Consider the following 25,143-nt stretch of genomic DNA (forward strand, 5'->3'; position numbering starts at 1 on the left):
ATATCACTAAGATGAATAAATGATAATGTTCTGTGATGTTGCCACAGTGTATTCTGAAATTTGTAAAGCCTTTGAACAAACCCGGAACGGGTATAAACATAATTGTCTAAATGATTGTGCCAATGAAAGTTCTCCATACTGCCGACTGGCACATTGGTCAACTCTTTCATGAGTATGACCGCACATATGAACACCACCAGTTTTTAGATTGGCTGCTGGAAACGCTTATAAGTGAGCAGATAGATGTTCTGCTCATCAGTGGGGATGTATTCGATTTGTCCAATCCTTCAGCGTCATCTGTTAAAATGTTTTATAGTTTTCTGAACAATGCGGTTAAAGGCAATCTGAATTTGCAAATAGTGATCACAGCAGGAAATCACGATTCGGCAGCACGCCTGGAATCACCCAAACCCTTGCTTGAATCATCCAACATACATATCATTGGTTTGGTAGAGAAAAAGGAGGATGGTAGCATTGACTATGCTAAACTCATCATCCCGCTGAAGGATAAAGATGGAACGACTAAGGCCTGGTGCCTGGCCGTTCCTTTTCTGCGCATGGGCGATTATCCTGTTATTGCTGAAGCAGGGAACTCTTATTCAGCAGGGGTTGCCGCATTTTATGCTGAGGCTTACAATTCTACCTGTGCTAATAAGCAGGCCAATCAACCCATTATTTGTATGGGACACTTACATGCTCAGCAAACCGATATGACCGATGTCGATCAATCCGTCGAACGTGCCATCATGGGTGGCGTGGAATGTATTGGCGCAATGGCTTTCCATGAAAATATTCGCTATGTGGCCCTGGGACATATTCACAAGGCCCAGCGCATTGGCGGTAAAGATCATATCCGGTATTGCGGCAGCCCGCTCCCCATGTCGTTTTCAGAACTCAACTATAAACACCAGGTCATTGTGTTCGACCTGGAAGAACAAGGTATCAGCAATCTGAAAGCTATTGAAGTACCCATATCGGTACCATTGAAAAGAGTGCCCTCGGTGCATAGTACACTTACCGAAGTAATCAATGCATTACAACAATTGCCCGCAGCAGGTAGCGATCTCCAATCAGCGCCCTACCTGGAAGTACGGGTGCTGCTGGATGGGCCCGAACCCGGGCTGCGCCACAAGATAGAAACAGCCCTAAGCGGCAAAAATGTGCGCCTGGCAAAAATAGATGTGAAATACCCTGTGGCTGCTGATGCCGGCAATACAACAGCAACCGTTTCGGAAGACAATCTCCGGGAACTACAACCGCAGGATGTGTTTGCGAAAGTGTACCAGGCTAAATATAACAATGCCGTTCCGGCAGAGCTGCTCCAATTATTTAACCAGGCAACCCAGGAGGTGGCGCAAACGGTAGCTGAATGAAAATCCTGAGCATCCGCATCAAAAACCTGGCCTCGCTGGAAGGGATAACCGAAATTGATTTCACGCAGGAGCCTTTATCCTCCGCAGGCATCTTTGCTATTACCGGTCCTACCGGTGCCGGTAAATCTACTATCCTGGATGCGCTCTGCCTCGCTTTATATGGCAAGACGCCCCGGTACCTGCAGGCCAAAGAATCCGGGATTGAAATAACGGATGCTCAGGGAAGTGCTATAAGCCAGGGCGATGTACGGGGCATATTAAGAGACGGTACCGGCGAAGGATTTGCCGAAGTAGATTTTGCAGGCGTGGATGGGCAACGCTACAGGGCCACCTGGCGGGCGCGAAGAGCAAGGGATAAAGCCGAGGGAAGCCTGCAGCAATATAGCATTGGCTTAAAAAACATCGATACCAATACGGATATTCCCGGAAGGAAAAATGAAGTGCTGGAAACCATAGAACGACTGGTAGGCTTGAATTTCGAACAATTTACCCGTTCCGTGCTGCTGGCCCAGGGCGACTTTACGGCATTTTTAAAAGCAGCTAAAGACGAAAAATCGGCCCTGCTGGAAAAGCTTACGGGAACCCGTATTTATTCTGAAATATCTAAACAGATATTTGTCAATTACAGTAAAGAAAAAAGAGAATTGGAAGATTTAAACCTAAAACGGGAAGGCGTTACCACATTGACAGCAGAAGAATTGGAAGAGCTGGAGCAACAAAAAGTAATACTGGAACAAAGCATAGCTATACAGGAAAAAGAAGCAGAAGCGTTAACCAATGAAATTGCATGGCATACCCAGCTTGGGGTGTTACAAAGTAGTGTGAATGCCGCATATACAACACAGGCACAGGCCATAGAGGCCAAACAAAATGCCGCAGGCCGTGAGCAACAATTAAAGCAGGTGGAACAAGTGCAGGCTACCAGGGCATGGGTGGAGGGACAACAGGCGGCGGAAAAGCAACTGGCCGAAAAAACTGCATCGTTGCAAGATTTACAGACAACGCTTGATAGCCTGCAACAGCAGCAGGAAGAATTGGATAAGCAATTGCAAACCGCAAAAGAAACATTGGCCGCCGCTATACAGAAACAGGAAGCAGCGCTACCGCACCTGGAAGAAGCAAGGGCGTTGGATGTACAAATCAAAGAAAAAGCACTACAGGTAACCCAGGCAGCAACAGAGGTAAAAACGGTTGAAGAAACCGAGCAGCAACTGGAGCAACAATTACAGGAACAACAGCAACAATCCGTGCAGTTACTGGCTTCCATTACGCAATCACAACAATGGAAGGCAGACAATAGCACCCGGCAGCCCATTGCCGAAAACTACGGCCTCATCAGCGCAAAGCTGGACGATGCACAGGCGCTGCTGGATGCTGCACAATCGTTGTTGCCGGAGCTGAAACGTACACAAACAGCTATAGCCGAAGCACAGCAGGCAAAAGCTAACCTGGAAGCAACATCAGGAACTATTGCACAACAATTACAGGCAGAGGAGGAACTGCATACCGCAGCATCGCAAGCATTGGCGGAAATACCTGTTGCAACTGCAGAAAAGGAAAAGGCAGCTATAGACTCCCGCATAGAGGACATGGTTGCGGCAGAAGCGCAGTGGAAAATAGTATCCCACAGCGAGGCAGACCTTAATATAATAAAACAAAAACTAGCTGAGCATAAAAGCGAATTAAACAGTACAACACCCTTACTGGCACAGGCCTCAGCGCAAGTGGTGATTGCTGCCGCAGAGCGGGATGCATCACTGCGTATGTTGGATAAAGCACGCCTTGCTGCTGCGGAAAATGTAGCCTCCCTGCGCTCACAGCTAATACCCGAAGAACCCTGCCCCGTTTGTGGCAGCACAGCGCATCCCTATGTTACCGAACAGCCGCAATTGAATCATGTGCTGGCAGAGCTGAAAGCGGCACACCAGCAAAATGATAAAGCATATACCACCTGCCTGCAAACAGAAAGCAGTTTGCAGGAAACCATCAAAGGGCTAACAGAAACCATCGCCTTGCAGGAGCAGGAAACAGGTACAAAAAAAACGGCATTGGCAGCGCATCAAAAAACCTGGGAAAGTTTTGCCATCTACCCGCATGCTGCTGAAATACCCGATGAGCAAAAAGCCACCTGGCTGGCACAGCAATTACAAGATGCGAAAGCACAGCAAAAACACCTGCAACAGCAAATACAATTATATGCTGCAAAAAAACAGGAACTGGATGCACTGCAGCAAAAAACAAATGACCTGGAACGGCAACAGCATGAAAACAGCAATACCGTAAAAGACACAGACCGGCGCCTCCAATCTCTGCAGGAACAAGCCGCGCAATACCATAAAGAACAGCAGAAGCACAACGAGGCATTGGCCACCATAGAGCAAAGCTTGTCTGCTTATTTTACCACGCCTGGTTGGTTTACGCATTGGAAAAATGATGCTGCGGCATTCGTGCAGCGCATCAGCGAATTCACCGAACAATGGAACGCCACTATTCAAAAGTTGGAAAGAGATGCCCGGCAGCACAGCGTACTAACGGCAACATTGGAAGCCACAAGTGGTCAGCTACAAAACGCTTCAGTGGAAGTAGAAAAGAAGCAAGCCGCACTGAAGGCTGCGAAGGAACAACAGGATTCCCTTACACAAAAGCGGAAAGCCATCTTTAACGGCGAGGCTGCCGCAATTATAGAACAGCATTTAAAACAAGCCGTAACAGCAGCACAGCAGGCGGTGGACAAAATAAAGGCAGACAGGGAGCTGTTGCAAACAAACCTTACCCGTACAGCCACACAAAAAGAGCAGGCCGAAAAGGATATACTGTTGTTGCAGCAACAGGCCGGAACCTTCCATCAAAAAATACAGGACTGGATTGCTGCATTCAATAGCCGCAATAACCCGGTAGTAGACGAAGAGCGGTTATTACAATTGCTGGCGTATAGCAGCGACTGGATAGAAACAGAACGTACCGAATTAAAAACGATAGCTGATACCATTACAAAAGCGCAATCGGTATTGCAGGAACGTACCACGCAACTGCAGAAGCATCAAGAGCAGCGGCTTTCAGAGCGAAATGCCGAAGAGTTAAATGAATTGCTAACCAACGTAAAAACAAACCTGCAACAACAGGTACAGCAAAAAAACGAGATAGGTTTCCAACTGCAGCAGGACCTGGCCAACAAGCAAAAGATCGGCGACCTGCTGGCTATCATAGAGACCCAGTGGCTGATTACAGAAAACTGGGCAAAGCTCAACGATATCATTGGCTCGGCAGATGGCAAAAAATTCCGGCTCATAGCGCAGGAATATACGCTGGATGTACTGCTCAGTTATGCCAATGTACACCTGGGCATGCTCAGCAACCGCTACCTGCTGCAGCGCATACCCAATACCCTGGGCCTGCAGGTGATAGACCAGGATATGGGCAATGAAGTGCGTACCGTGTTTTCCCTCTCGGGTGGCGAATCCTTCCTGGCTTCGCTGGCATTGGCATTAGGGCTGGCCTCGCTGTCCAGCAGCAGCATGCAGGTGGAGTCTTTGTTTATTGACGAAGGCTTTGGCTCCCTCGACCCTACTACGCTGAATATTGCGATGGATGCATTGGAACGCCTGCACAACCAGGGGCGTAAGGTGGGTGTGATATCGCATGTGCAGGAAATGACGGAACGGATACCGGTGCAGATTAAGGTGAGTAAGCAGCAGAGTGGGAAAAGCAAAGTGGAAGTAATTGGCGTTTAAAACAATATAAAAACAATGCACCTGAACCAAAACAACAAAACAAATTATTTATGGGGCGTGCCCCTTCGGGTCGGGCTATCCGCTGCAAGTCCTCGCTACGCTGTGGGCTTTCCGCTGCTATCCCTCACGCAAGAAAATTTTGTATTCAAAAAATAAAAATCATGAGTACCAGAACGGCAGATTATACTATCCAAGGATTTATCTATCAGTTTATCGTAACATTTCACAAGCTGTTAGTTTCGGTTAATGATGAGGAAATTACTGTTGAAGGAATAATAGAAGACATTGATATAACGACCCCAACAGGTCAGGAAGCAATCCAATGTAAGTATCACGAGAGCAAGCAAAAGTTTACTCTGTCTACTATTTACAAGCCAGTATTACAGATGCTCTGCCATTACAAGAAAAATCCGACCGCCAATATTAAATATCGGCTTCATGCACATTTCCCGAATGAAACGGTCGGTTCAAATAAAGTTCTCACCAAAGAGGAATTGGATTCAATACTGGAATCGAAAGCCGTGGATTTAAAAACATACATTACTGAACTCAGTGGCTTTAAGGGAGGTAATGAATTTTTAAAGCGTTTTACTATCGAGTTTGGGGCATCGCTGGCCGATACAGAGAAGACGGTCATCGTATGTCTTTCCAGCGAAGGATTTACAACAGAAGATGTAACTGAAATCTTTTACCCAAACGCTATACATACAATAGCCGAACTGAGTATTCAGCATGAAGAAAACAAACGCAAGATAAAGAAGACAGCCTTTTTAAATGAGCTTAGGAAGAAAAAGAAAACCGCTATTAGCAGATGGACAAAAGAGTTGCAAAGTTACGAAAAGCTATTGACCCAAAGAAGAAAACAATTATATAACATTTTACAGGAAAATACAAGGAAAAGAGCTATCGTATTAGATACTCATTACCTGTCTGGTTCTGAAGATAAAATTCCTATGTTGATGAAAGAATATATAGACAAATACAACAACAAGATTAGGTTACATCAATGTCCTGTATTTAGTTTGATATGTAATGAAGGAACTTTAAATAAAATATGGGCGGCTCTAAATACAAAAAAAATGCGTGTAGAGCGAGGGATTGTGGCTGGAGTATTTGACATAAATCATTTTTTAAGAGAACCTATGAAATCATTTAAAGACGGGGGTAATGTTGAATTCAACATGAAGTTATGTAATCATGATAATGATTTTGAAACAGTTCTAACAAAGGAGGATTTTGACGATTTATTACTTATCTCCGATAAAAAATTTCCATTTGAAGAACAAGTAACCTGTAATATAGAAAAAATAAAGACTTCTGAATTTAACGAAATTAGATATCTGTTATCATTAACTAAAACTATATAAAGCATGGAAGAAATAGGCAAAGTATTAGAAAGCTCTCCAGATTCTATACTTATTGAAGTAAGAGATGAAAAGGTTTTTGAAAGAAATAAGAAAGGATTTCAAATAGGAAAGTACTTGGAAATTTCGGAAGGAAATTTAAATAAGGTTGTAGCTGTCATTCAAAATATTAAATCTAACTCAGCCGATAATGGATCGGAATTAAAGTTTTTTATTCAAACACAACCAATTGGATATATAGAAAATGATGAATTTCATCGTGGCAGTACTCTTATACCTAGTCCGACCGAGCCAGCATATATGGTTGATGAAGAAACCATTAAGTTGATTTATAATTCCAATAAGGATTTTAATTTTCCTTTCGGTAAGCTAGTACAGAATAAGAGTATTGATTTTAAAATCGATGCCAATAAACTATTTGGCAAACATGTTGCCTTGGTAGGATCTACAGGTTCCGGTAAATCATGTACGGTAGCTAAAATCTTACAAGATGCCGTTGGTATTAATACGCAAAAGAATAAAAATACTGCAAAACAAAAAAATGCACACATCATTATATTCGACATTCACTCCGAATACAAATCGGCGTTCAGCCTGAAAAAAGAAGAAAAGTTTAATCTCAATACTCTTGATGTGGATACTTTAAAACTTCCATATTGGTTGATGAGTTCAGAAGAATTAGAAACATTATTCATTGAGGGGAATGAAAATAATCATCATAATCAGGTCTCGCAGTTCAAAAAAGCTGTTATTCTGAATAAAGAAAAACATAACCCGTCACTGAAAGATAAGGTTAATTATGATACTCCTGTATTTTTCGATATAAAGGAGGTATTTAACTATATACAAAATATAAACAGCTTAACTATTTTCACCGAAGGGGGTAAGACATATTTCGCTACATTGGATGAAACCAAAATTGAATCTAATCCTGACAGACTTTGGGAAGTTCTTAATTTTGAGGAGTCTACTGGAAATAGCAAACATGAGAAGCTTGGTGTTAAAGTATCAAAAGCAGGTGGATTTAATGGCGAATTCGATAGATTTATCTCTCGACTAGAAACGAAGCTATCAGATAAAAGATTAAACTTCATTTTAAACCCACAAAAAAAAGGCGGGAGTTTCTATAAAACAGAAGACTTCGGAGATATTCTGAAACAATTTTTGGGATATCTTGACAAAGCCAATGTCACAATAATAGACTTGAGCGGCATACCATTCGAAGTATTAAGTATAACCGTAAGTTTAATTTCCCGTCTGGTTTTTGATTTTGCCTTTCACTATTCTAAAATCAAACATCTGAAAGACGAGCAAAACGACATACCATTTATGATTGTTTGTGAAGAAGCTCACAATTATATTCCTAAAACCGGAGGTGTAGAATATAAGGCCTCGAAGAAATCAATAGAACGGATAGCAAAAGAAGGGCGAAAATATGGGTTAAGTCTAATGGTAGTAAGTCAACGACCATCCGAGGTATCCGAAACTATTTTTTCGCAATGCAACAATTTCATTTCACTCAGACTGACTAATGTAAATGATCAAAATTATGTGAAGGCCCTAATGCCGGAGAATTCAAATGCAATAGCAGACATTTTACCTAATCTTGGTTCAGGTGAATGTTTAATTGTAGGAGACGCTGCCTTGATACCCTCTGTAGTCAAACTGGATATGCCAGATCCGCAACCTAAGTCACAATCTGTAAAGTTTCAGGATGAATGGCAAAAGGACTGGAAGGAGTTGAGTTTTGATAATATTATTAAAAGATGGAAAAAAGAGGATGTGGAAAAAGAAGAAGATAAAAAATAATCCAGAGACAAAAGCATGAGAAACATTGATATATTAACTCATTTTGAAGAGGCAATAACCAAAAATGGAATAACCATTTTTACATTGAAAGAAGCGGAAAGGGAAGCTTTTTTCGATAAGTTGCCCCACCCCTATAGAGAGTTGTATCTGACAGATGAAGATTTGAATTGGCGCATTAGTAATTTTGCAACATCCTCGACAGAAGAAATTCTTGAAAAAATTCCTGATAACCCTTCTATCATGTCCGGAGAGTTTTCAGAAATTTTGTGTTATTACATTATCCCTGAAAAATATTTACCGGCATCACATTTAAGACCACCAAAGTGGAAATGGAAAGAGAGTAAAAATAACCCTGCCCACTTTACCGATGTAATTCTTTTTTGTCAAAATGACGATAAATCACCAAGTCCGGATGATTGTTTAGTATCGATTGAATCCAAGGCTCGAGCGACTAAACCAAATGGCACTGAAAGTTCACTCCAAAAAGCAATTGATGATGCGTATAAAGACTACGTAAGTAGATTGAGTGAAAGTCTTTTCCATATAAAAACGCGTTACAAGGATGATAGAAATGCCCAAGCTGTAAATCAATTAGAGCGTTTTATGGATGTGGTCAAATATCCTTCTTTTCTAAAACACTTCAAGGCTATTGCAACAGTCGATGGCGCATTTGCAGATGACCATCTTAAGCATGTAACGGCAATACCAGAGGATATTAAAGATACTTTTGAGGTAATACTTATAAGAATAGAAGACTTAAAAGGAGGATACGAACTTACTTATAACCAAATACCAAACACATGATTTACCAAGAGCTTAAGCGGTGGATTGCACAGTCGGAGTCATGGCAGGCATTTATCGATTATAATGTTGCTAATGAAGATCAGGCAAACTATACTTTTTATAACAGGCCCCACGATTTTTATATTTCGCTTTTGACCAAATTGCAAGACGTTCTTGAACAATTTGGAGAAGAAGAATCAGAAGAGGTAAAAAAAGATTTGCTTTCGCTAGCCAAAGGGCTTGAAGTATATTCGTTACGTGGTAAAAGAGAGAATTTTTCCGGCGTGAATTATAGTCGTAATATGCTCTACGTTGCCTCATTATATTATCTTGCCGATTTCCCGGCTACCTCATTTTTGTTATTAAAACCATTTTCGCAAGATTATTTCCAGACACATATAGAGAGATTTATTTACTATTTTTTGTCAAGAAATTATACAAGAAAACAAGCTAAGGAGAATCATTACTTTCATTATATTCTGGAATATTTGCGAGAAGGAAATAGAGAAGCAATTGCAAATTTGCAGGAGACTTTCGATAATATTCTTAGTCCCAACCATGAAATTGAAAGTCATTTATTTGTCCTTACTTACATTGCAAGAGCTGTTCTTAAGAAATTTTCTACCAATAATCTTTGGCATGACCTGACGGAAAATGCAGACGGAATAGACTGGAAGGCGTATGTCCGTTTCAACGTAGCAAAAAACCCTCAGGTTTGGAGTTTCTTTCCATCCCAACAAGGGGCGATAAGAAAAGGCCTATTAACTTTTAGTCGGGCCTTCAGCTTACAGACCCCCACCAGTTCTGGCAAAACCTCCATAGCAGAATTAGTTATTTACAACGAGGTGTCGAGAAACCCTAAGAGTAAAATACTCTATTTAGCACCATTTCGTGCTTTAGCATCAGAATTAAAAAACAATTTGGGCCGCAACCTTACTTCTAAGTTGGGAATAAAGGTCAAAACTATTTATGGGGGTAATATTGTAACAGACTCGGATCGTATTAGTATTGAACAGTCAAATGTATTGATATCCACGCCTGAAAAATTCATGGCTATAGAGCTGGGCTTATCAGGAATTCTTGACACTTTTCGGACAGTAATTTGTGATGAAGGGCATTTAATAGATAATACGTCAAGAGGGATCAGTTATGAATTGCTTCTTTCAAGACTAAAAAATAATGAATCTGTAGAAAGGAGGTTTGTTTTCCTGTCAGCAATTATTCCCAACATAGAAGTAATAAACTCATGGCTTGGCGGAACAGAAGAAGACATTGCCCGTTCAAATTACAGACCTACCGAAATTGAACTGGCGTTTCTGGATGAAATAGATGAAACTCGTTTTAATCTGGATGTAAATCCTCATGAAGAACTACCAACAAGATATATTTTAAACCGCTTTCTATCTCCACAAGATTTTATTACCTCCGACAGTACTTATAAAGCAAGAACGTATAAATCGAAAACTGTTGCGGTGGCGCTTAAGTCGTTAAACTCAGGAGCTGTTGCAATATTTGCTCCAACTAAAGGTTCAACGCAAGGTGTGTCCGGCATCGCATCGGAAGTAATTTCTCAACTTAACACTTCGTTGCCGAAGCCTATTGATTTTTGTATAGCTCAAGAAGTTGAAATATTGGGGCAGTATTTTCAATACATTTTTGGGAACGACTTTTTACTGACTTTATGTGTAAGCCAGGGCTTTTTATATCATCACGGCGATTTACCTCAATTTGTCAGAGAACTTATAGAAAGTTCTGTAAGAAATGAGAGGATTAAACTTTTAATATGTACCAATACTTTAGCGGAAGGAGTCAATTTACCTATAAAAACCTTAGTAATTAGCACAGCACGGAGATTCAATCAACATTTAGGACGAATTGTGCCTTTAGAAAAAAGGGATTTAAAAAACCTTATAGGTCGGGCCGGTAGAGCAGGGAAGGAAACCAAGGGTACGGTAATAGTCGTTAACCCTAATGACCGGGCTATACTCTCTGATGTACTGACCAACAGAAACCTGGAGGAAGTTAAGGGGTTTTTATACCATGTTGTTGAGATAATTGAACGTTATATAACAAGAAACAAGACTACTTTAAGTAATGAACTATTAGACCAGTTAAAAGAGGCTAACTATATTGATAACTCAATTATTCAATTGCTAGCTGAGGATGTTCCTGTTGAAAATCTGGAGCAGGAAATCAATACATTAATTGAAAATACATTGACTTTTTACCAAAGTGACAATGCGTTACAAAACAGGTTAAGAGAGCTTTTTACTTTACGGACGGAACGAGTAAGACCTACAATCGAAAATGGAAGTATCGGACTGATAAGGTACACCGGTATTCCCCTAAGATCGTTTGGTAGAATTGAGGAATTAGTGAACTACCAGCAAGATTTTCTTTCACAAACACTTAGTCCGTTAGATAATCAATGGATAGACTTCATATTCGATATTATGTACCAGCTTAATGATTTCACTGGTGCTATCCCGTTGGAGATATCAAGAGATAGGTTTATTGAAGCTTTGATAACATGGATGAATGGAGGCTGGTACCATCAAGTAGCTCAAAGTTTGGGCAAAACCGTTGACGAAACTCTGATTTTTATAAAATTTCTTGAGTATGAACTACAAAACCTAGCTGCATCTATAATAAAGTACATTGAAACAAAACGTAGAGATAATGAAGAAGGCACTTCTGAAGCCATTCTTAATTGGTCCAACTACGTGATATACGGGTTAAATGACCGCCTGAAATTAGATTTAACAGAAATCAATATTCCTGACAGGATATTAGTATTGCAAATAGCGGATTGGTTTCTTCAAAATGAAATAAACTATGCCGATCAGGAGGAACTTAAAACAATTATTTTAAGCAATCAAACGTCATTATTAACTTATTTGGAAACGAGGGTGCCGATAATGTCTTTGACTTTATTAGAACACTATTTTGAATAGAATTATAGGTAGTATATGAAAATTAATTTAAGAACTTTAGAAAATAGGGCAATAGGATAAAAGTAATAACCCCAATAAAAAAAATAGAAAAATTAAAAAGACATAATCGTTTAGCTGTTCTTTTGGTGAGAAATCAAAATTCGGGAAAGACTACCACGTTGAAGTTTTACAATATTTGATTCATTTGAATGGTACTCAGATTTCCTATTTATGGCCGAACAACTTAATGGGGCAGAATACCAAAATACCATCCGAATTCTCAGAGGGAATGACTACCACATAAAAGAGTTTATATTGGACAGCACTAACTGTGACACCATTTGGAACTATTATGATAAAAAGGATGAGAACCTGTTTTTGAACTATAGAACGGAAGCAATGGGAGAGTATGTGCGGCGGTTTATTCTGGAGAGGATATAATTACACACACACCTGCGTGAGGGATAGCAGCGGAAAGCCCGCAGCGAGGGACGAGCGAGGACTTGCAGCGAATAGCCCGACCCCTGCCCACACTATTTTTGTAGTTCTTTGATAAATGTAAAACGGGCAGGGGGCACGCCCTGGTAAAGAAACTATTTCTTTTCAATCAACTTCTCCAGCTTGTCGATCATTTCCTTTTGTTGTTGCAGCATACGTTCGTATAGCTCAACCATCTTATCAACAGGGTTGAAAGATGGCTGAAAGGTAAATCCTGATGCAACGGCATTGTCTTTAAAGTCTTGGAAAGAATAAGTATTAGCAATCACATTCACCGCCTGTTCCTCATCAAAATTCCGGAAAGCCTCAACGGGTATTTTTAGTACCGCAGAAATTTGTTGCAACAGGGGCGCATCAATAGTTTCTTTCTGTTCCAGCAGCGATACCTTTTGCTGGTTCCAGTCGTCGCCCAGTTCTGCAGCCAGTGCATCCTGATTGATGCCAAGTATTTCTCAGAAACGTTTTACATTGCGTCATTCGCATATTTTGTTAGTAGGAGTAGCGGTATGTATCATAGCAGTAAATTTTAAATTTATTTGACATGTAAACTACGTATTTTCTGTGTAAATAACCAGCAGGCGGGCAGTGTACAAATGATTATGCAATCATTGTTACTCATGATTAAACCCTTACTTGTAAAACAGTTTACCATGCTATTCATCACCCAACCGGTAAGCTAAAATTTGTAAACATGACATTCGAATCACTCATTCAGCAATTTAAAACGGCCAGGCCCCTGCTGCTGCTGCGGGCCCGTAATGCGCCTTTTATAATATCCTTCCTGCACAGAGTATTTGCCGATGCTAATACTACCACTATTGCCAACAGTGAACTGCGCAGCAAACTGGAAGGGTATATGGAAGACCTGTCTTATCAGGAAAAAGATGAGGAGTTGGATGCTGCCACGCTGTTTGACGACTTCGCCTTAAGAGCAGCACAATACATTGACAAATGGAGCAACAGCGGTTATTTACGCAAATATCCCGGCGACGATGGCGAAGACCTGCATGAACTCACACCCGACACCATTAAAGTACTGAAATGGCTCGAAGACCTGGCACCACGCGAATACATAGGCACCAACAGCCGGTTTAAAGATATTTTCTTTAAGCTGCAAAAAATGGTGGAACAAACCAATGAAGATCCCGAGGCCCGCATAGAAGAACTGCAGAAAAAGAAATGGGAAATAGAAAACGAAATTAACCTGATCAGGCTGGGTAAAAAGCCCAGCGTGTTTGACGAAACAGAAATTAAAGAGCAGTTTTACGACCTCAATAAAATGTCTCGTGAACTGTTGGCGGATTTTTCGGAAGTGGAGCAAAATTTTGAACAGATACGTAAAGACATTCAAAGAAAATATACCGAACGCGACGTAGCCAAAGGTACCCTGCTGGTATTTGCACTGGACGCGTTAGACGATATAGATCAAAAGCCGCAGGGAAAAAGCTTTAAAGCTTTTTGGGAATTTTTGATGAACGAAAAGCGACAGCAGGAATTTAACGCACTTACCGATCGGCTGTACCAGATACTTTCCGAAAACAATATTGACTATAACAACGACAAATTCCTCAAAAACCTGAAACGCTACCTGCACGTATCCGGTCGAAAAGTAATTGATGCCAACAAAAAACTAAGTGAAAAAATAAGCCGCGTATTATCAGAAAAAAACCTCCTGGAACGGAGAAGGGCTATGGAGCTGATTGGCGACATACGGCAAATGGCTTTTGAACTGATTGATGTGAAGTTAAAAGACGACGATTTTTTTTTCGTTGAAGATAAACCCAATATCAACCTTTTTGACCGCTGGCAACCCGGTGAGGAACGGAATACTACCACTAATATACTGTTTCCTGATAACAATAACGACGAGGAAGAAACCGTTGACTTTAAAGTATTGTTTGACCAGTTTACCATTGATAAGAAAAAGCTGCAACAGCGAATAGACCAAATGTTGGAAACAAAAGACCAGACAACTTTAAAAGAAATTGTTGATACTTATGGTATAGAGAATGGCCTGAGTGAAGTGGTGGGTTACTTTTCGCTGGCAACCGAGGGTAGTCACCACATTATTATCGAGGATGCAAAAGAGCCGATACTGGTGGGCGAACGTTGGGTAAATGTGCCTATGATTATTTATACAAAACCAATAAAACAGTGATATGGAACCGAAAATACAACGGTCACCTTATGCTGCTGCCGTCATCAAATTATTGCAGGGTCCCGTTTATGCTGATGATAAAAATACCTGGCGAGATATATTGGGATGGCAATCAGCTATACAGGAGTTTTTTGGAAAAATCGGAATAGAATTAATTATAACAGAGCAGGACGGATTTGCAAGATTGGTACAACCGGACGCAGCGGAAGACGAAGAAAATCCGTTACCCCGCCTGATGAAAAAACAGGCGCTGAATTACGAGGCAACCCTTCTGGCGGTAATGCTGCGGGAAGGATTGGAAGAATTTGATGTGCGCAGTGAGGGAAACAAATATTTCCTTACACAAAAAGAGATGAAGGAGCGTATTGAATTGTTTTACAAAGAGCAAACCAACAAAAGCAAGTTGTGGCGCGATTTATCCAAACCCATCACTGCGCTTCTTAATATCGGAATTCTCAAACTAAATAGAGAAGATACCGCAAATAAAGACAATAACCAGTACGAAATAAAACGCATCGTAAAAGCATTCATCAGCAACGAAAAGCTGGAAGAAATAAAACAAAAGCTCGCCGACTATGTCCACACTATTCAGCAACAATAATGCAGATAATGGCTATAGGCTGCGGTACCTCGAAATATTTAACTGGGGCACCTTTAATGGCAAAGTCTACAAATTGCAGCCCGATGGTCGTACTTCGCTCTTGACCGGTGCCAACGGCAGTGGAAAAACTACCTTGATCGATGCGCTGCTTACCCTACTAGTGCCCACCGGCAAGCGGTTTTACAACCAATCATCAGGAGCAGAATCGAAGAAGGAAAGAGATGAAAGCTCCTACTTCTGGGGCTACTATGGTAAAACTTTTTCCGAAGCAGAAGATAAATCAAAAACTGAGCAACTGCGTCAAAAAGCAGATAACCCTTACTCCGTGCTGCTGGCCTGTTTTCAAAATTCGGGTACGCAGCACACTATAACGCTGGTACAAATAAGGTGGTACAACAATGGAGGCCTGCAAAAGGTATTCATTATTGCTCCCTACCTGATCAACATTAACGACCATTTCGGAAAAGACCATTTTGATATGCGGGGCGACTGGAAAAAGAAACTTAAAAACCAGTTTCCCAAAACAGAACTCTACAACAGCTTTAAAGAATATGCTACCCGCTTTAGCGACCTGTTTGGTTTAAAAGACAAAGCGTTGTCGCTCTTTAGTCAGACAGTGGGTATTAAAGTGCTGGGCGACCTTACTAACTTTATCCGGCAGGAAATGCTGGAAGAATCAGATGCTGAAGAGCAGTTTAAGAATCTGTACGAGCATTACAGTGATCTGCTGATCAGCCATAAAGCCATACAGAAAGATGAAAAACAACTGGAGCTGCTTACGCCTATTATTACCCGTAAAGAAACCTTGTATACCGAACACAGCCGGAAATCCAGCCTGGATTTTGTGGAAGAACAAATGCCTTTTTACCGCGATAAATTAGAGTATGGACTGCTGGCCGCACATATCAGCCAGATAGAGCGGGATACGACAATAGCCCGCGAAGAAGAGCGGCTGGTTACAGAAAAAATAAAGGAGCTGGACCGGGAAAAAGACCAGCTGATCTCCCAGAGAGCTGCCCTTAACATAGACCACCAGGTGACCTTGCTGAACAAGAGTATAGAAGCAGAGACGGGTAAAAAGAATGATAAGTCAGCAGCATGCAAACACTATGAAACCACTTGCAAACAACTAAACCTGGACCTGCCTGCCGGCAGCGACGCGTTTAATGGCAATTATAACCAGGCCGAACACCTAAGTACAACACTGCCCAAAGAACAGGAAGCTCTTTCGGAACAAAAAACGAGATGGAAAATTGAACAGGAAAGCGCAGAAACAAAAATAAAGGAGCTGCAACAGCAAATTGACTCGCTGCTGGAGCGGAAAAACCGTATTCCCGATGAACTCGTACAGGCCAGGAAACGCCTTACGGAATTGCTGAGTGTAATAGAAACGGAACTTCCTTTTGCGGGGGAGCTTATAAAGGTAACACCGGCAGAACAAAAATGGGAAGATGCTATTGAGCGGCTGTTACATAACTTTTCCATGCAATTACTGGTACCGGAAAAATTTATAAAGGCTGTCAATCATTTTATTTACAACAATGATATGCGAACCAAATTAGTGTACCAGAAAATAGAACAGAAAAGGATACAACCAGTCCGATGGTCTACTGATGGTAACGACCTGGTCAGTAAACTTGAGTTTAAGGAATCGGCTTATAAAGATTGGATGGAAACCGCCCTGCTGGAACGATTCAACTATTACTGTACCGATGACCTGGATGTGTTTTATGGATCCCCAAAAGCCATCACTTCCAATGGATTGATGCGGAATGTAAACCGCCATGAAAAAGATGATCGTCCCGGCAAATGGCATAAAGGAAAATACCGCCTGGGATGGGATAACCGGGAAACCATAAAATACCTGCAACAACAGAAACTGCAGGAAGAATCGAATTATCAGCATTTTGGCGACAAAATCAGGGACATAAGCCCACGCATTGACACCATTAATAAAACCATACTTGCTGTTACTCACTTACTTCGGTACCAAAACTACGACGAGATAGACTGGCAGCGGCATGCAGAAAAAATAGTATCGTTAAATAAACAGATAACGGAGCTAAAAAAATCATCGCAGGCTTATGAGCTTATTGTAGCGCAGATAAGCAGCACAGAAATCTCATTAAAACAGGAAAATGAAGTAAGAGATGCTTTGCTGAGGAAAACGACCAAACTGGAAACTGATTATAATGAAAAAAATGCCCGGTTATTAAGTCTTGATTTTGATGGCCTAACTGGTGCAGGAGAGCAATCGATCCGGGCATTTCTGCAGGAAGAAGAAATGGACATCAGCGAGGAACAGAGCCTGGCAGCATTTGAAACTAAGATGCGGCAGATTGCAAGAATGCTGGCAGACCGACAAAAAAGCGCTACTAATACCATTAACCAACTGCAGCAAAAGATTATAAAGGACATCGCAGCTTTTGTACACCCGGATGAAAAAATAATACGAGAGTTTCCCACCTGGCAGGGCGATGTGATCAACATCAGCGCTGATCTTAAAAGTATAGAGGATATTGAAGAGCTCTACAACACTATACAAACGCAGCGCCTGGTTGAGCATAAAAAAAGGTTCCGCGAATACATGGATAAAAGCATGTTGGACGCGCTCACCAGCTACCGTACCTGGCTTAACGTGGAACTGGAAAAGATTCAGAGTATGATCGATGAGCTAAACATTCCTTTAAAGAAAATAACTTTCAATCGCAACCCGGATACTTACCTTCAACTGGAATACCGTACACTGCGCGGAGAAAATGAAATCAATATTTTTCGTGGACAGCTCAGTGCTGCGATTCCTAATGCGTTGGAGTATGCTACCCAGCAAGACGATAATTACCGGCAACAGGTATTTGAGCAAATAAAAAAACTCATTACAGAATTGCAAAAAGAGGAAACCTGGCGCAGGAAGGTAAGTGATGTACGTAACTGGCTCACTTTTGGGGCAAGAGAATACTCCATGGCAGAGAATAAATCAGAACAATACCATGACAACACCGCCAGCTATTCGGGTGGCCAAAAGGCACAATTTACTTATGCCATCCTGGGAGCAGCCATTGCACATCAGTTTGGTATTTTTCAGCAGGGGCGACAACACAAAAGCCTCCGCTTCATAATGGTAGATGAGGCTTTCAGCAAGCTGGATCCTGAGAAAAGCCGTTTCTTAATGGAATTCTGTGAACAGCTAAATCTTCAGATATTGGTAGTAACTCCATTAGACAAAATAAATATAGCAGAACCTTATATTCATGCGGTGCATTTTGTAGAGATTAAAAATAAAAAAAATTCAGTGCTGTATAACCTGACGATGGAACAATATTATGAACAAAAAGAAAACTTTAAACAAGATCCATAATGATAACACCCCAGGAACTTTTTGATAAATCCGGTAAACATTTCTTTAAAATAGCAGCTGCTGTATTAAAGGGAGAAAATCCTTTTCCACTGGTTATACCATCTGACAAAAAGATAAAAGAAACCGGCTTTAATGACCTGCACAGTGCTATTGTACCTCTTTATAATCAATCAAAAGAAGTAAAGGGTAAAGGATATACTGTAACATGGAAAATGAAAAAAATACAAGGATCTCAACAAAAAATTCCTGCTAAAATATACTACGAAAACCTGGAGGATTATCTCTTTTTTACGAAGCGGGAAAAAGACTTTTCAAAAATAAAAAAAGCATACGAACTCATTGCAGATTTCTTTCCGCTCAATGCAGGCTGGGTAAAAGAAGAACCTGCTTTTCTTTTAACTTATGCAGACATAATGCCCGACCTGCTAAAAGTAGTCCGTTATTTTTGGGATTATGACCCTCCACATTCGCTTTATCTTCGTGAATTGCCCATACAGGTGCACACAAAGTTTATTGAGGATAATAATAAGCCTTTAAAAAAAATGCTGGATAAGATTTTACCTGCCGAAAAAATCAACGTAAAGGAAAATGACTTCTCTGGCAGATACAATATAAAACGTCCCAATATCTATACTCAGGTCAGGGTATTGGATGACTTACTAAAATCTACCCTTGGGTTCAATGAGTTGGCACTTACTATAGATGATGCAGCCTTACTTTCCTGGCAGCCAGAAAAAGTATTTATTATTGAAAATGGAGCTTGTTTTCGTTCCTTTCCTAAAATAAAAAACAGCGTGGCCATCTTTGGGGAAGGATTTAAAAGCCGGATCAGTAAACATATTCCCTGGCTGGCTGATTGTGAGTTATATTGTTGGTTTGACCTAGACGCAGCAGGTTTTGAAATGTTGAATATGATACGACAATATTATAGTCAAGCCAGAAGTTTTTTAATGGATGAAAATACCTACAGTGAATTTTCAGCATTTTCTGTGCATTCTGAATACAGGCAAATTAGTTTACCTCTTTTAAATTCAGAGGAGGCAGATATGTATCATTTTTTAATACAAAACAATACAAGATTAGAACAAGAACGAATTACCCACTTGCATGTTCAAAACATTATAAACCGTTTACCAGTCTAAAATTTAAGAGTATCAATATTAAGACAATAAATAATACTTTATTCAAGGTAAAGCCGGAGAAAATCTCCGGCTTTACCTTAAGTAGGCCCGCTATTGCTGCCGGTGAAACCGTAAAAACAGTGACACGGGAATCTTGTCTTGCAGCAACCCGTCTTTCACAAATCCTAATAAACTACCTGACTGATAAGTTATCCCCCATTTCGTACGGTCTATTGTGAGCGAAGCTGTTGCAACGATATCCTCTAAGTTCCTGACAATCGTAGCCGGAAAACGAATTTCCTGCGTGATGGTCAGCAAAGTTAGTTGGCCGGTAATATCGTAAGAGGAATCGTTCGAACCTTTAATTGCTTTGGTTAATTGAAAAATAGCTTTGGGGTACTTCTCCACATCAAAGAAGTCAGGGTCTTTCAGATGCGATACCAGCCCGTTATCGCTGCTGGTGTCTTTCCTGTCAGTAAGGGTAATTGTATTCATATCCAGTTCAAAATAGCCTCCTACAATGATGTCATTAACATCGAAAGCCAGGTTGCCTGTCAGTGGTTTGATATAGCCTTGATGTTCATTTGTTCCCAGAACATTCATGCCTTTCCAATTAACAAAGCTTTCCGGTATAACAAGAGAATAACCTACTGCATTTCCTACCGGCGTAGAAGGAGCCGACGCTGTAATAGCAATAGCCGCCGTTGAGCGATCGCGGCAGGCGACGCCCAGGAGCAGACAAAAGGGTGCACAGACGAAAAATAAGATTGACCTCATAAAAAGTTTTTATGTGATGATGAAAGTGAAAACAAAGGAGACAAGGTTGTTGAAACAAACCTACAATGTCTGGCAGCGGGAGTAGTAAAAACGTCGTAAAAACTTTGTAAACGAATGTAAAATCTTTTCAGCGCCGCCGGGGCTCGCATGGAATGATGTAATTTTAAGTATGAACAGGAAAACCTTACTGGCAATAGGCACCGTGCTTATTGTGCTTGTATTCTGGACAGCCATTCGTGGCCGGGCGGCCCTGCCCAACACCTATCAGGCAACTGAAACCCTGGTGATGCGGCAGATTGGTCACCAGTTGCTGTTAAAAGCCGGTGACTCTTCTTCGCGTATCTTCCCTGTGGAAGAATTGGCGGGTAACGAATACCTGATCCGGTTTGCCGCACCTTTTGCTTTTGTGCCCGATACTCTGGTGGCTACTGTGCGTCAGGTAATAGCTGCCAACAACCTGCCTTCCGGTTATGTCGTAGAAGTAATCCATTGCTCCCCCTCTTCCGAAGTGATCTTCGGATTCCAGGTATATAAAGACAGTACCCGCGATCTCGTACCCTGTCTGGGTCGCCAGCAGGAAAAAGCTTGTTATAATATCAGGATCAGGTTTACAGCAACCGAAGCCGGCAGCATCAATCTGTTTTCAAGCGGCTTGCTGACAGGTAGCCTCGCAGCTATTTCAATAAGTTTATTATTCAGCGTCCTGTACAGAAAAAGAAAAACTGCCGTCAGGGCAGGCAATATGCCATCTCCGGATACCTCTGACAGTATAAAGATGAATATTCCGGCACCTATAAATTCTCAGCCAGATTTGTCGCAGGAAGTTGTTACTCCAACCGGCATTGCTATTGGGCACCTGCTGTTCTTCCGGGAAAGTCAGCAACTGGTAGCCGGCTCTGCTATCATTGCGCTTACAGCGAAAGAAGCCAAATTGTTGCATGTATTTGCCAACGCCCAGCAGGAAATAATAGATCGTGATCAATTGATGAAAGAAGTGTGGGAAGATGAAGGCGTCATCGTTGGCCGGAGCCTGGATATGTTCGTCTCGAAATTGAGAAAAAAATTGCAGGCTGACCCACAGGTAACGATTCTGAATGTGCATGGCAAAGGCTACAAGCTGGTCATACGTCCATTCTGATCGACCTCCATACAATAATACCCCTGAATAGTTTTTCAGTTTAATGTATCGTACAATACCTATTCAAAACGTTCATACAAATACCTTTTATTCTTTTCAGGATAAGTGGAAAATACAGCAAATACTTATAAGTATTTGAACGCTCAATGCAACTTTATCAATTGATTGAAGATATTTAAAACAAAAGCCCCCGAAGTATACTTCGGGGGCTTTTAGCGTGCCCAGAACAGGAATCGAACCTGCACTCCCTTGCGAGAACCAGATTTTGAGTCTGACGCGTCTACCAATTCCGCCATCTGGGCTCATTCTCTAATTGTAGGGGATGCAATATTACAAACCAATTCTTTTTCAGCCAAATTTTTTTTCATTTTTCCGGTCCTATTTTATTGGAACTGAATTGGTAACAAACCTCCCCTACCAGCCGTAAGAAAGCTAATATACTGCTTTCGCCCTCTTTTGGCGAAGCGGAAACAAATTGTTCAAATGAGTAAATTCTAGAGAAAATGCCGGAGAATAGACAGGCTGTAGATAAATACATTATCAGCAGTACTGAAAGATACAGGTCTATTATAATAAGATACTAATTTATAGGCATTTAAACGAATATAAATGTTGTGCATGTATAGGTGCTTGTAAATCATAATATTTTAATGGGAAATTGAAAATGGCTACGCAGATGAATGGAGAGTTGAAAGTTAAAAAATGGAAACGGTCAACATGGATCAGGGACGTACACAATTACTAAGGGTTATTCTACACTTTCCATTTTCCCCAATGCTTAATTCTCCATTCTTAATTTTTCATTTTTATCGTATATTAGTTCGCTTGGAAAAAAAGCAAGCCCCTTTTCAATGAAACTGTCGCTTAACCTGCAAAAACTAATTTCCTTCGGATACCTCTTCCTGATCATACTCGGAATTTTTAAAGAAAGTATCTTTTATTATCAGTTAGGTATTAATATTCTCAATTATTCAACCATTACGGATATCCTGATCAGTCCGATTGCAGATATGGCTGCACATCCGGTGTTACTGGGAGCCGTTGTTTTTATGCTACTTTTTTCTTACTTATTCCTTACTCTTCTATCAAAAAAGAGCAATCATAAATGGGCACAGATCTTTTCAGGATTATACAATAAACAAAACCTGAGCGACAACGAAATCAAAACACACTTCAGCGATTTGTTCACTCCGTTTCTGGCGGTTACCTTGTTTACTTTTTTTGTAGGTATTGGATTTGGTGAAGGGAAAAAAGTTTCTCAAAAAATTGTCGGTAATCAACTCGAATATGACAGAAAAATGAATTTCAATAATGGCGATGTGGAAGATATTTATCTGGTAGGTTCTAACAGTATTTATTATTTCTATGTTTCAAAAGGCGACCGGCATATAAAAATTTCTCCGGTTGGAGCAATCAGAACCATTGAACTCGTCAACAATAAAGCTTTAAAATATGAAAAGTAACCCTTTATCTGAATACAGCATTGAAGAACTGCACAGGCAACAAAAAACTCTTAAAAGTGCCATGATCGGTATTGCAGTAGTGTTAATATTGGTATTCTGCGTCCTTTTATACCTCATAGTAACCACTAAAAAGTATACTTTAGCAGCGATTTTACCGGCCAGTATGTTGTCGCTGTTTCCGGTATTATTCCGCTGGAAACAACTGAACCATGAAATTAAATCACGAAAATGAAAATCACCGGGCTTCACCATATAGCTATTATCTGCAGTAATTACGAAGTATCCAAACGCTTCTATACCGAAGTACTGGGTTTTCAGATTGATCAGGAAGTTTACAGAGCTGAGAGAGATTCTTATAAACTTGATTTGTCGCTGAACGAACAATACCTGATAGAACTGTTTTCATTTCCGGATCCCCCGGCCAGGGTATCACGTCCTGAAGCTACCGGTCTGCGGCACATTGCATTTGCGGTTGATAATATAGAAGCGGCTATTGAACACCTCCGGCAACACGATATAGAACCCGAACCGGTCAGAACAGATGAGTTTACACAAAAAAGATTCACTTTCTTCAGTGATCCCGATAATCTGCCGATAGAATTTTACGAGATCCCTTCATGAATAGATGAATAAAAAATTACCCCGCCGGTTTTTCACTTGTCACAATTGTAGTACAGCTCGACATCATTCCACCCTGTTTCGTCACATTCATTAAAATACAACATTTGTTGTTGCTAATTTAGCTTCCGGAAGGCACAAAACACCTTTCAGTATAGCAATGAAAAACAACAAATACACATTTAAGCATACCACTTATTCATTACCGTTAATATTTTTATTAATACTCATTCCCTTTTTTTTAGCAGCACAAAAAAAGGTTCCCGTTATCAAATCATCAATCGACAACGTTGTGATCAAAGACGGTAAAAACATTCGATTGAACTGGCGGTTAGAACCTTCGGCTAATCCTGACATTTACTATATAAATATTCCCCGTAAAAAAGGAATTACCACGCTCAAAACCGATCAGGGTGAGATCAATTTTAACAGTAAATATGGTAAATCGTTTAACTTTATTGTACTGCTGAATGAAAAAGATTCCTGTCATATTCAATTTAAAGCAGCAGATGAGCCTACTGCAATTAAAGCGAATACTGAACAAGAATATCCTGTAAGTATTCCTTTTGAGATCATCGGTTCACGCATTTATCTGCAGGGGAAACTCAACAACGAGCGCTCCGTTAAGATTCAGTTTGATTTAGGTGCCGGTACTACCTGTATTAATAAAGCCATTGCTAGCCAATCCGGACTTACTTTCAATTCACAAACGCTGGTAAACAATACACAGGGCACGAACCTCTCCAAAACCAGTACGGGTAATCAATTAACAATCGGAGCACTTAGCTGGCAGGAAGTTCCTTTTACAGAAGTAAGTAATATGCAATCGCATGAAGACCTGATTATCGGTAATAGTTTATTCAGAGACAAGGTCATCGAAATTGACTATGACCTTCAATTGCTGACAGTACATGAACGATTACCTAAGAAGGCTAAAAGATTTGCTACCCAACCGGTATTGTTTGAACAACACCGCCCTAAACTGGAAGTATACTTTCAACACGAAGAAAAATTGTATAGCCATTGGTTTTTATTCGATACAGGCCGTGAAGGAACGATGTTAATCGGTGAAGACTTCACACAACAGAAGAAATACTGGAAAGAGCTGGAAGAGTTGCAGCTCATCAATGGAAAAAAAATTATCCGTTTAGATGCGATAGTGGGTGGTGTAAAAATTAATGATATTGTTACCAATGCAGCCGATCCGTCAAAGCCTGGAGGAAGAGGCAGTTTGTTGGGTAACCAGGTGTTGAGTAAATTCAATGTGATTCTTGATAATCTGAATGGAGCTATTTATCTGTCTCCTAACAAAAGAACCAATACCCCTTATTCTGATTATGCGGCATACCTGAAAGAATTCTCAAAATAAAATTCGCATTCTATAAGCATTCATTCGTATAAATTGTTAGTTTTTGTTT

At 40.7% G+C, this 25,143-nt stretch carries 17 protein-coding genes and 1 tRNA gene; 15 read left to right on the plus strand and 3 right to left on the minus strand.

Annotated elements, in window-relative coordinates:
• Positions 1 to 122 precede the first annotated feature (122 nt).
• The 6 genes from D9O48_RS10305 to D9O48_RS10330 are packed head-to-tail and all read left to right on the plus strand — an operon-like array spanning position 123 to position 12,014.
• Positions 123 to 1,373, plus strand: a complete 1,251-nt coding sequence (locus D9O48_RS10305) for an exonuclease SbcCD subunit D C-terminal domain-containing protein (RefSeq protein ID WP_126972888.1) — start codon at positions 123 to 125, stop codon at positions 1,371 to 1,373.
• Positions 1,370 to 5,104 carry an AAA family ATPase gene (locus D9O48_RS10310; RefSeq protein ID WP_126972889.1) on the plus strand — a complete coding sequence of 1,245 codons (3,735 nt, stop codon included), beginning with the start codon at positions 1,370 to 1,372 and terminating at the stop codon, positions 5,102 to 5,104. Before D9O48_RS10305 ends, D9O48_RS10310 begins: the two co-directional genes overlap by 4 nt.
• Positions 5,105 to 5,154: 50 nt before the next feature.
• Positions 5,155 to 6,471 carry a hypothetical protein gene (locus tag D9O48_RS10315; RefSeq protein WP_126972890.1) on the plus strand — a complete coding sequence of 439 codons (1,317 nt, stop codon included), beginning with the start codon at positions 5,155 to 5,157 and terminating at the stop codon, positions 6,469 to 6,471.
• 3 nt (positions 6,472 to 6,474) lie between these two features.
• A complete protein-coding gene (locus D9O48_RS10320; protein WP_126972891.1) occupies positions 6,475 to 8,277 on the plus strand; it encodes an ATP-binding protein in 1,803 nt (600 codons plus the stop codon).
• A 15-nt stretch (positions 8,278 to 8,292) separates the two neighbouring features.
• Complete coding sequence (locus tag D9O48_RS10325) at positions 8,293 to 9,081, plus strand: Hachiman antiphage defense system protein HamA (RefSeq protein WP_126972892.1); 789 nt, start codon at positions 8,293 to 8,295, stop codon at positions 9,079 to 9,081.
• Positions 9,078 to 12,014: a DEAD/DEAH box helicase gene (locus D9O48_RS10330; protein WP_126972893.1), complete on the plus strand. Its 2,937-nt coding sequence runs from the start codon at positions 9,078 to 9,080 to the stop codon at positions 12,012 to 12,014. Before D9O48_RS10325 ends, D9O48_RS10330 begins: the two co-directional genes overlap by 4 nt.
• A 572-nt stretch (positions 12,015 to 12,586) precedes the next feature.
• Here the strand turns inward: D9O48_RS10330 and D9O48_RS19030 are convergent.
• On the minus strand, positions 12,587 to 12,835 hold the full coding sequence (locus tag D9O48_RS19030; protein WP_233589230.1) for a hypothetical protein: 249 nt from the start codon (positions 12,833 to 12,835) through the stop codon (positions 12,587 to 12,589).
• Between the two features lie 347 nt (positions 12,836 to 13,182).
• Here D9O48_RS19030 and D9O48_RS10340 point away from each other — a divergent pair, with 347 nt between their 5' ends.
• The 4 genes from D9O48_RS10340 to D9O48_RS10355 are packed head-to-tail and all read left to right on the plus strand — an operon-like array spanning position 13,183 to position 19,750.
• Complete coding sequence (locus tag D9O48_RS10340) at positions 13,183 to 14,649, plus strand: DUF3375 domain-containing protein (RefSeq protein WP_126972894.1); 1,467 nt, start codon at positions 13,183 to 13,185, stop codon at positions 14,647 to 14,649.
• 1 nt (position 14,650) lies between these two features.
• Positions 14,651 to 15,250: a DUF4194 domain-containing protein gene (locus tag D9O48_RS10345; protein WP_126972895.1), complete on the plus strand. Its 600-nt coding sequence runs from the start codon at positions 14,651 to 14,653 to the stop codon at positions 15,248 to 15,250.
• Positions 15,225 to 18,608 (plus strand): ATP-binding protein, encoded by a 3,384-nt coding sequence (locus D9O48_RS10350; RefSeq protein WP_126972896.1) that lies wholly within the window; start codon positions 15,225 to 15,227, stop codon positions 18,606 to 18,608. Before D9O48_RS10345 ends, D9O48_RS10350 begins: the two co-directional genes overlap by 26 nt.
• Positions 18,608 to 19,750, plus strand: coding sequence for a DUF3322 and DUF2220 domain-containing protein (locus D9O48_RS10355; RefSeq protein WP_126972897.1), 1,143 nt, complete (start codon positions 18,608 to 18,610; stop codon positions 19,748 to 19,750). Before D9O48_RS10350 ends, D9O48_RS10355 begins: the two co-directional genes overlap by 1 nt.
• Positions 19,751 to 19,840: 90 nt before the next feature.
• Here the strand turns inward: D9O48_RS10355 and D9O48_RS10360 are convergent, their stop codons facing one another.
• A complete protein-coding gene (locus D9O48_RS10360; RefSeq protein ID WP_126972898.1) occupies positions 19,841 to 20,506 on the minus strand; it encodes a YceI family protein in 666 nt (221 codons plus the stop codon).
• A 169-nt stretch (positions 20,507 to 20,675) separates the two neighbouring features.
• Between D9O48_RS10360 and D9O48_RS10365 the strand changes: the two genes are divergently transcribed.
• The gene (locus D9O48_RS10365; RefSeq protein ID WP_126972899.1) at positions 20,676 to 21,644 is read left to right on the plus strand and encodes a winged helix-turn-helix domain-containing protein; all 969 of its coding nucleotides are present in this window, start codon (positions 20,676 to 20,678) and stop codon (positions 21,642 to 21,644) included.
• A 218-nt stretch (positions 21,645 to 21,862) separates the two neighbouring features.
• Here the strand turns inward: D9O48_RS10365 and D9O48_RS10370 are convergent.
• A tRNA-Leu gene (locus tag D9O48_RS10370) sits at positions 21,863 to 21,946 on the minus strand.
• Between the two features lie 549 nt (positions 21,947 to 22,495).
• On the opposite strand from D9O48_RS10370, the gene D9O48_RS10375 reads away from it, so the two are divergent.
• The 4 genes from D9O48_RS10375 (at position 22,496) to D9O48_RS10390 (ending at position 25,094) form a co-directional block, all read left to right on the plus strand.
• The gene (locus tag D9O48_RS10375; protein WP_126972900.1) at positions 22,496 to 23,107 is read left to right on the plus strand and encodes a hypothetical protein; all 612 of its coding nucleotides are present in this window, start codon (positions 22,496 to 22,498) and stop codon (positions 23,105 to 23,107) included.
• On the plus strand, positions 23,097 to 23,339 hold the full coding sequence (locus tag D9O48_RS10380; RefSeq protein WP_126972901.1) for a hypothetical protein: 243 nt from the start codon (positions 23,097 to 23,099) through the stop codon (positions 23,337 to 23,339). Before D9O48_RS10375 ends, D9O48_RS10380 begins: the two co-directional genes overlap by 11 nt.
• Positions 23,336 to 23,728, plus strand: a complete 393-nt coding sequence (gene gloA2 / locus D9O48_RS10385) for an SMU1112c/YaeR family gloxylase I-like metalloprotein (protein WP_126972902.1) — start codon at positions 23,336 to 23,338, stop codon at positions 23,726 to 23,728. The genes D9O48_RS10380 and gloA2 overlap by 4 nt, the downstream gene beginning before the upstream one ends.
• Positions 23,729 to 23,885: 157 nt before the next feature.
• Positions 23,886 to 25,094, plus strand: a complete 1,209-nt coding sequence (locus D9O48_RS10390; RefSeq protein WP_126972903.1) for a retroviral-like aspartic protease family protein — start codon at positions 23,886 to 23,888, stop codon at positions 25,092 to 25,094.
• Positions 25,095 to 25,143 lie beyond the last annotated feature (49 nt).

This window comes from Gynurincola endophyticus, from assembly GCF_003991195.1.
Lineage (GTDB): Bacteria > Bacteroidota > Bacteroidia > Chitinophagales > Chitinophagaceae > Gynurincola > Gynurincola endophyticus.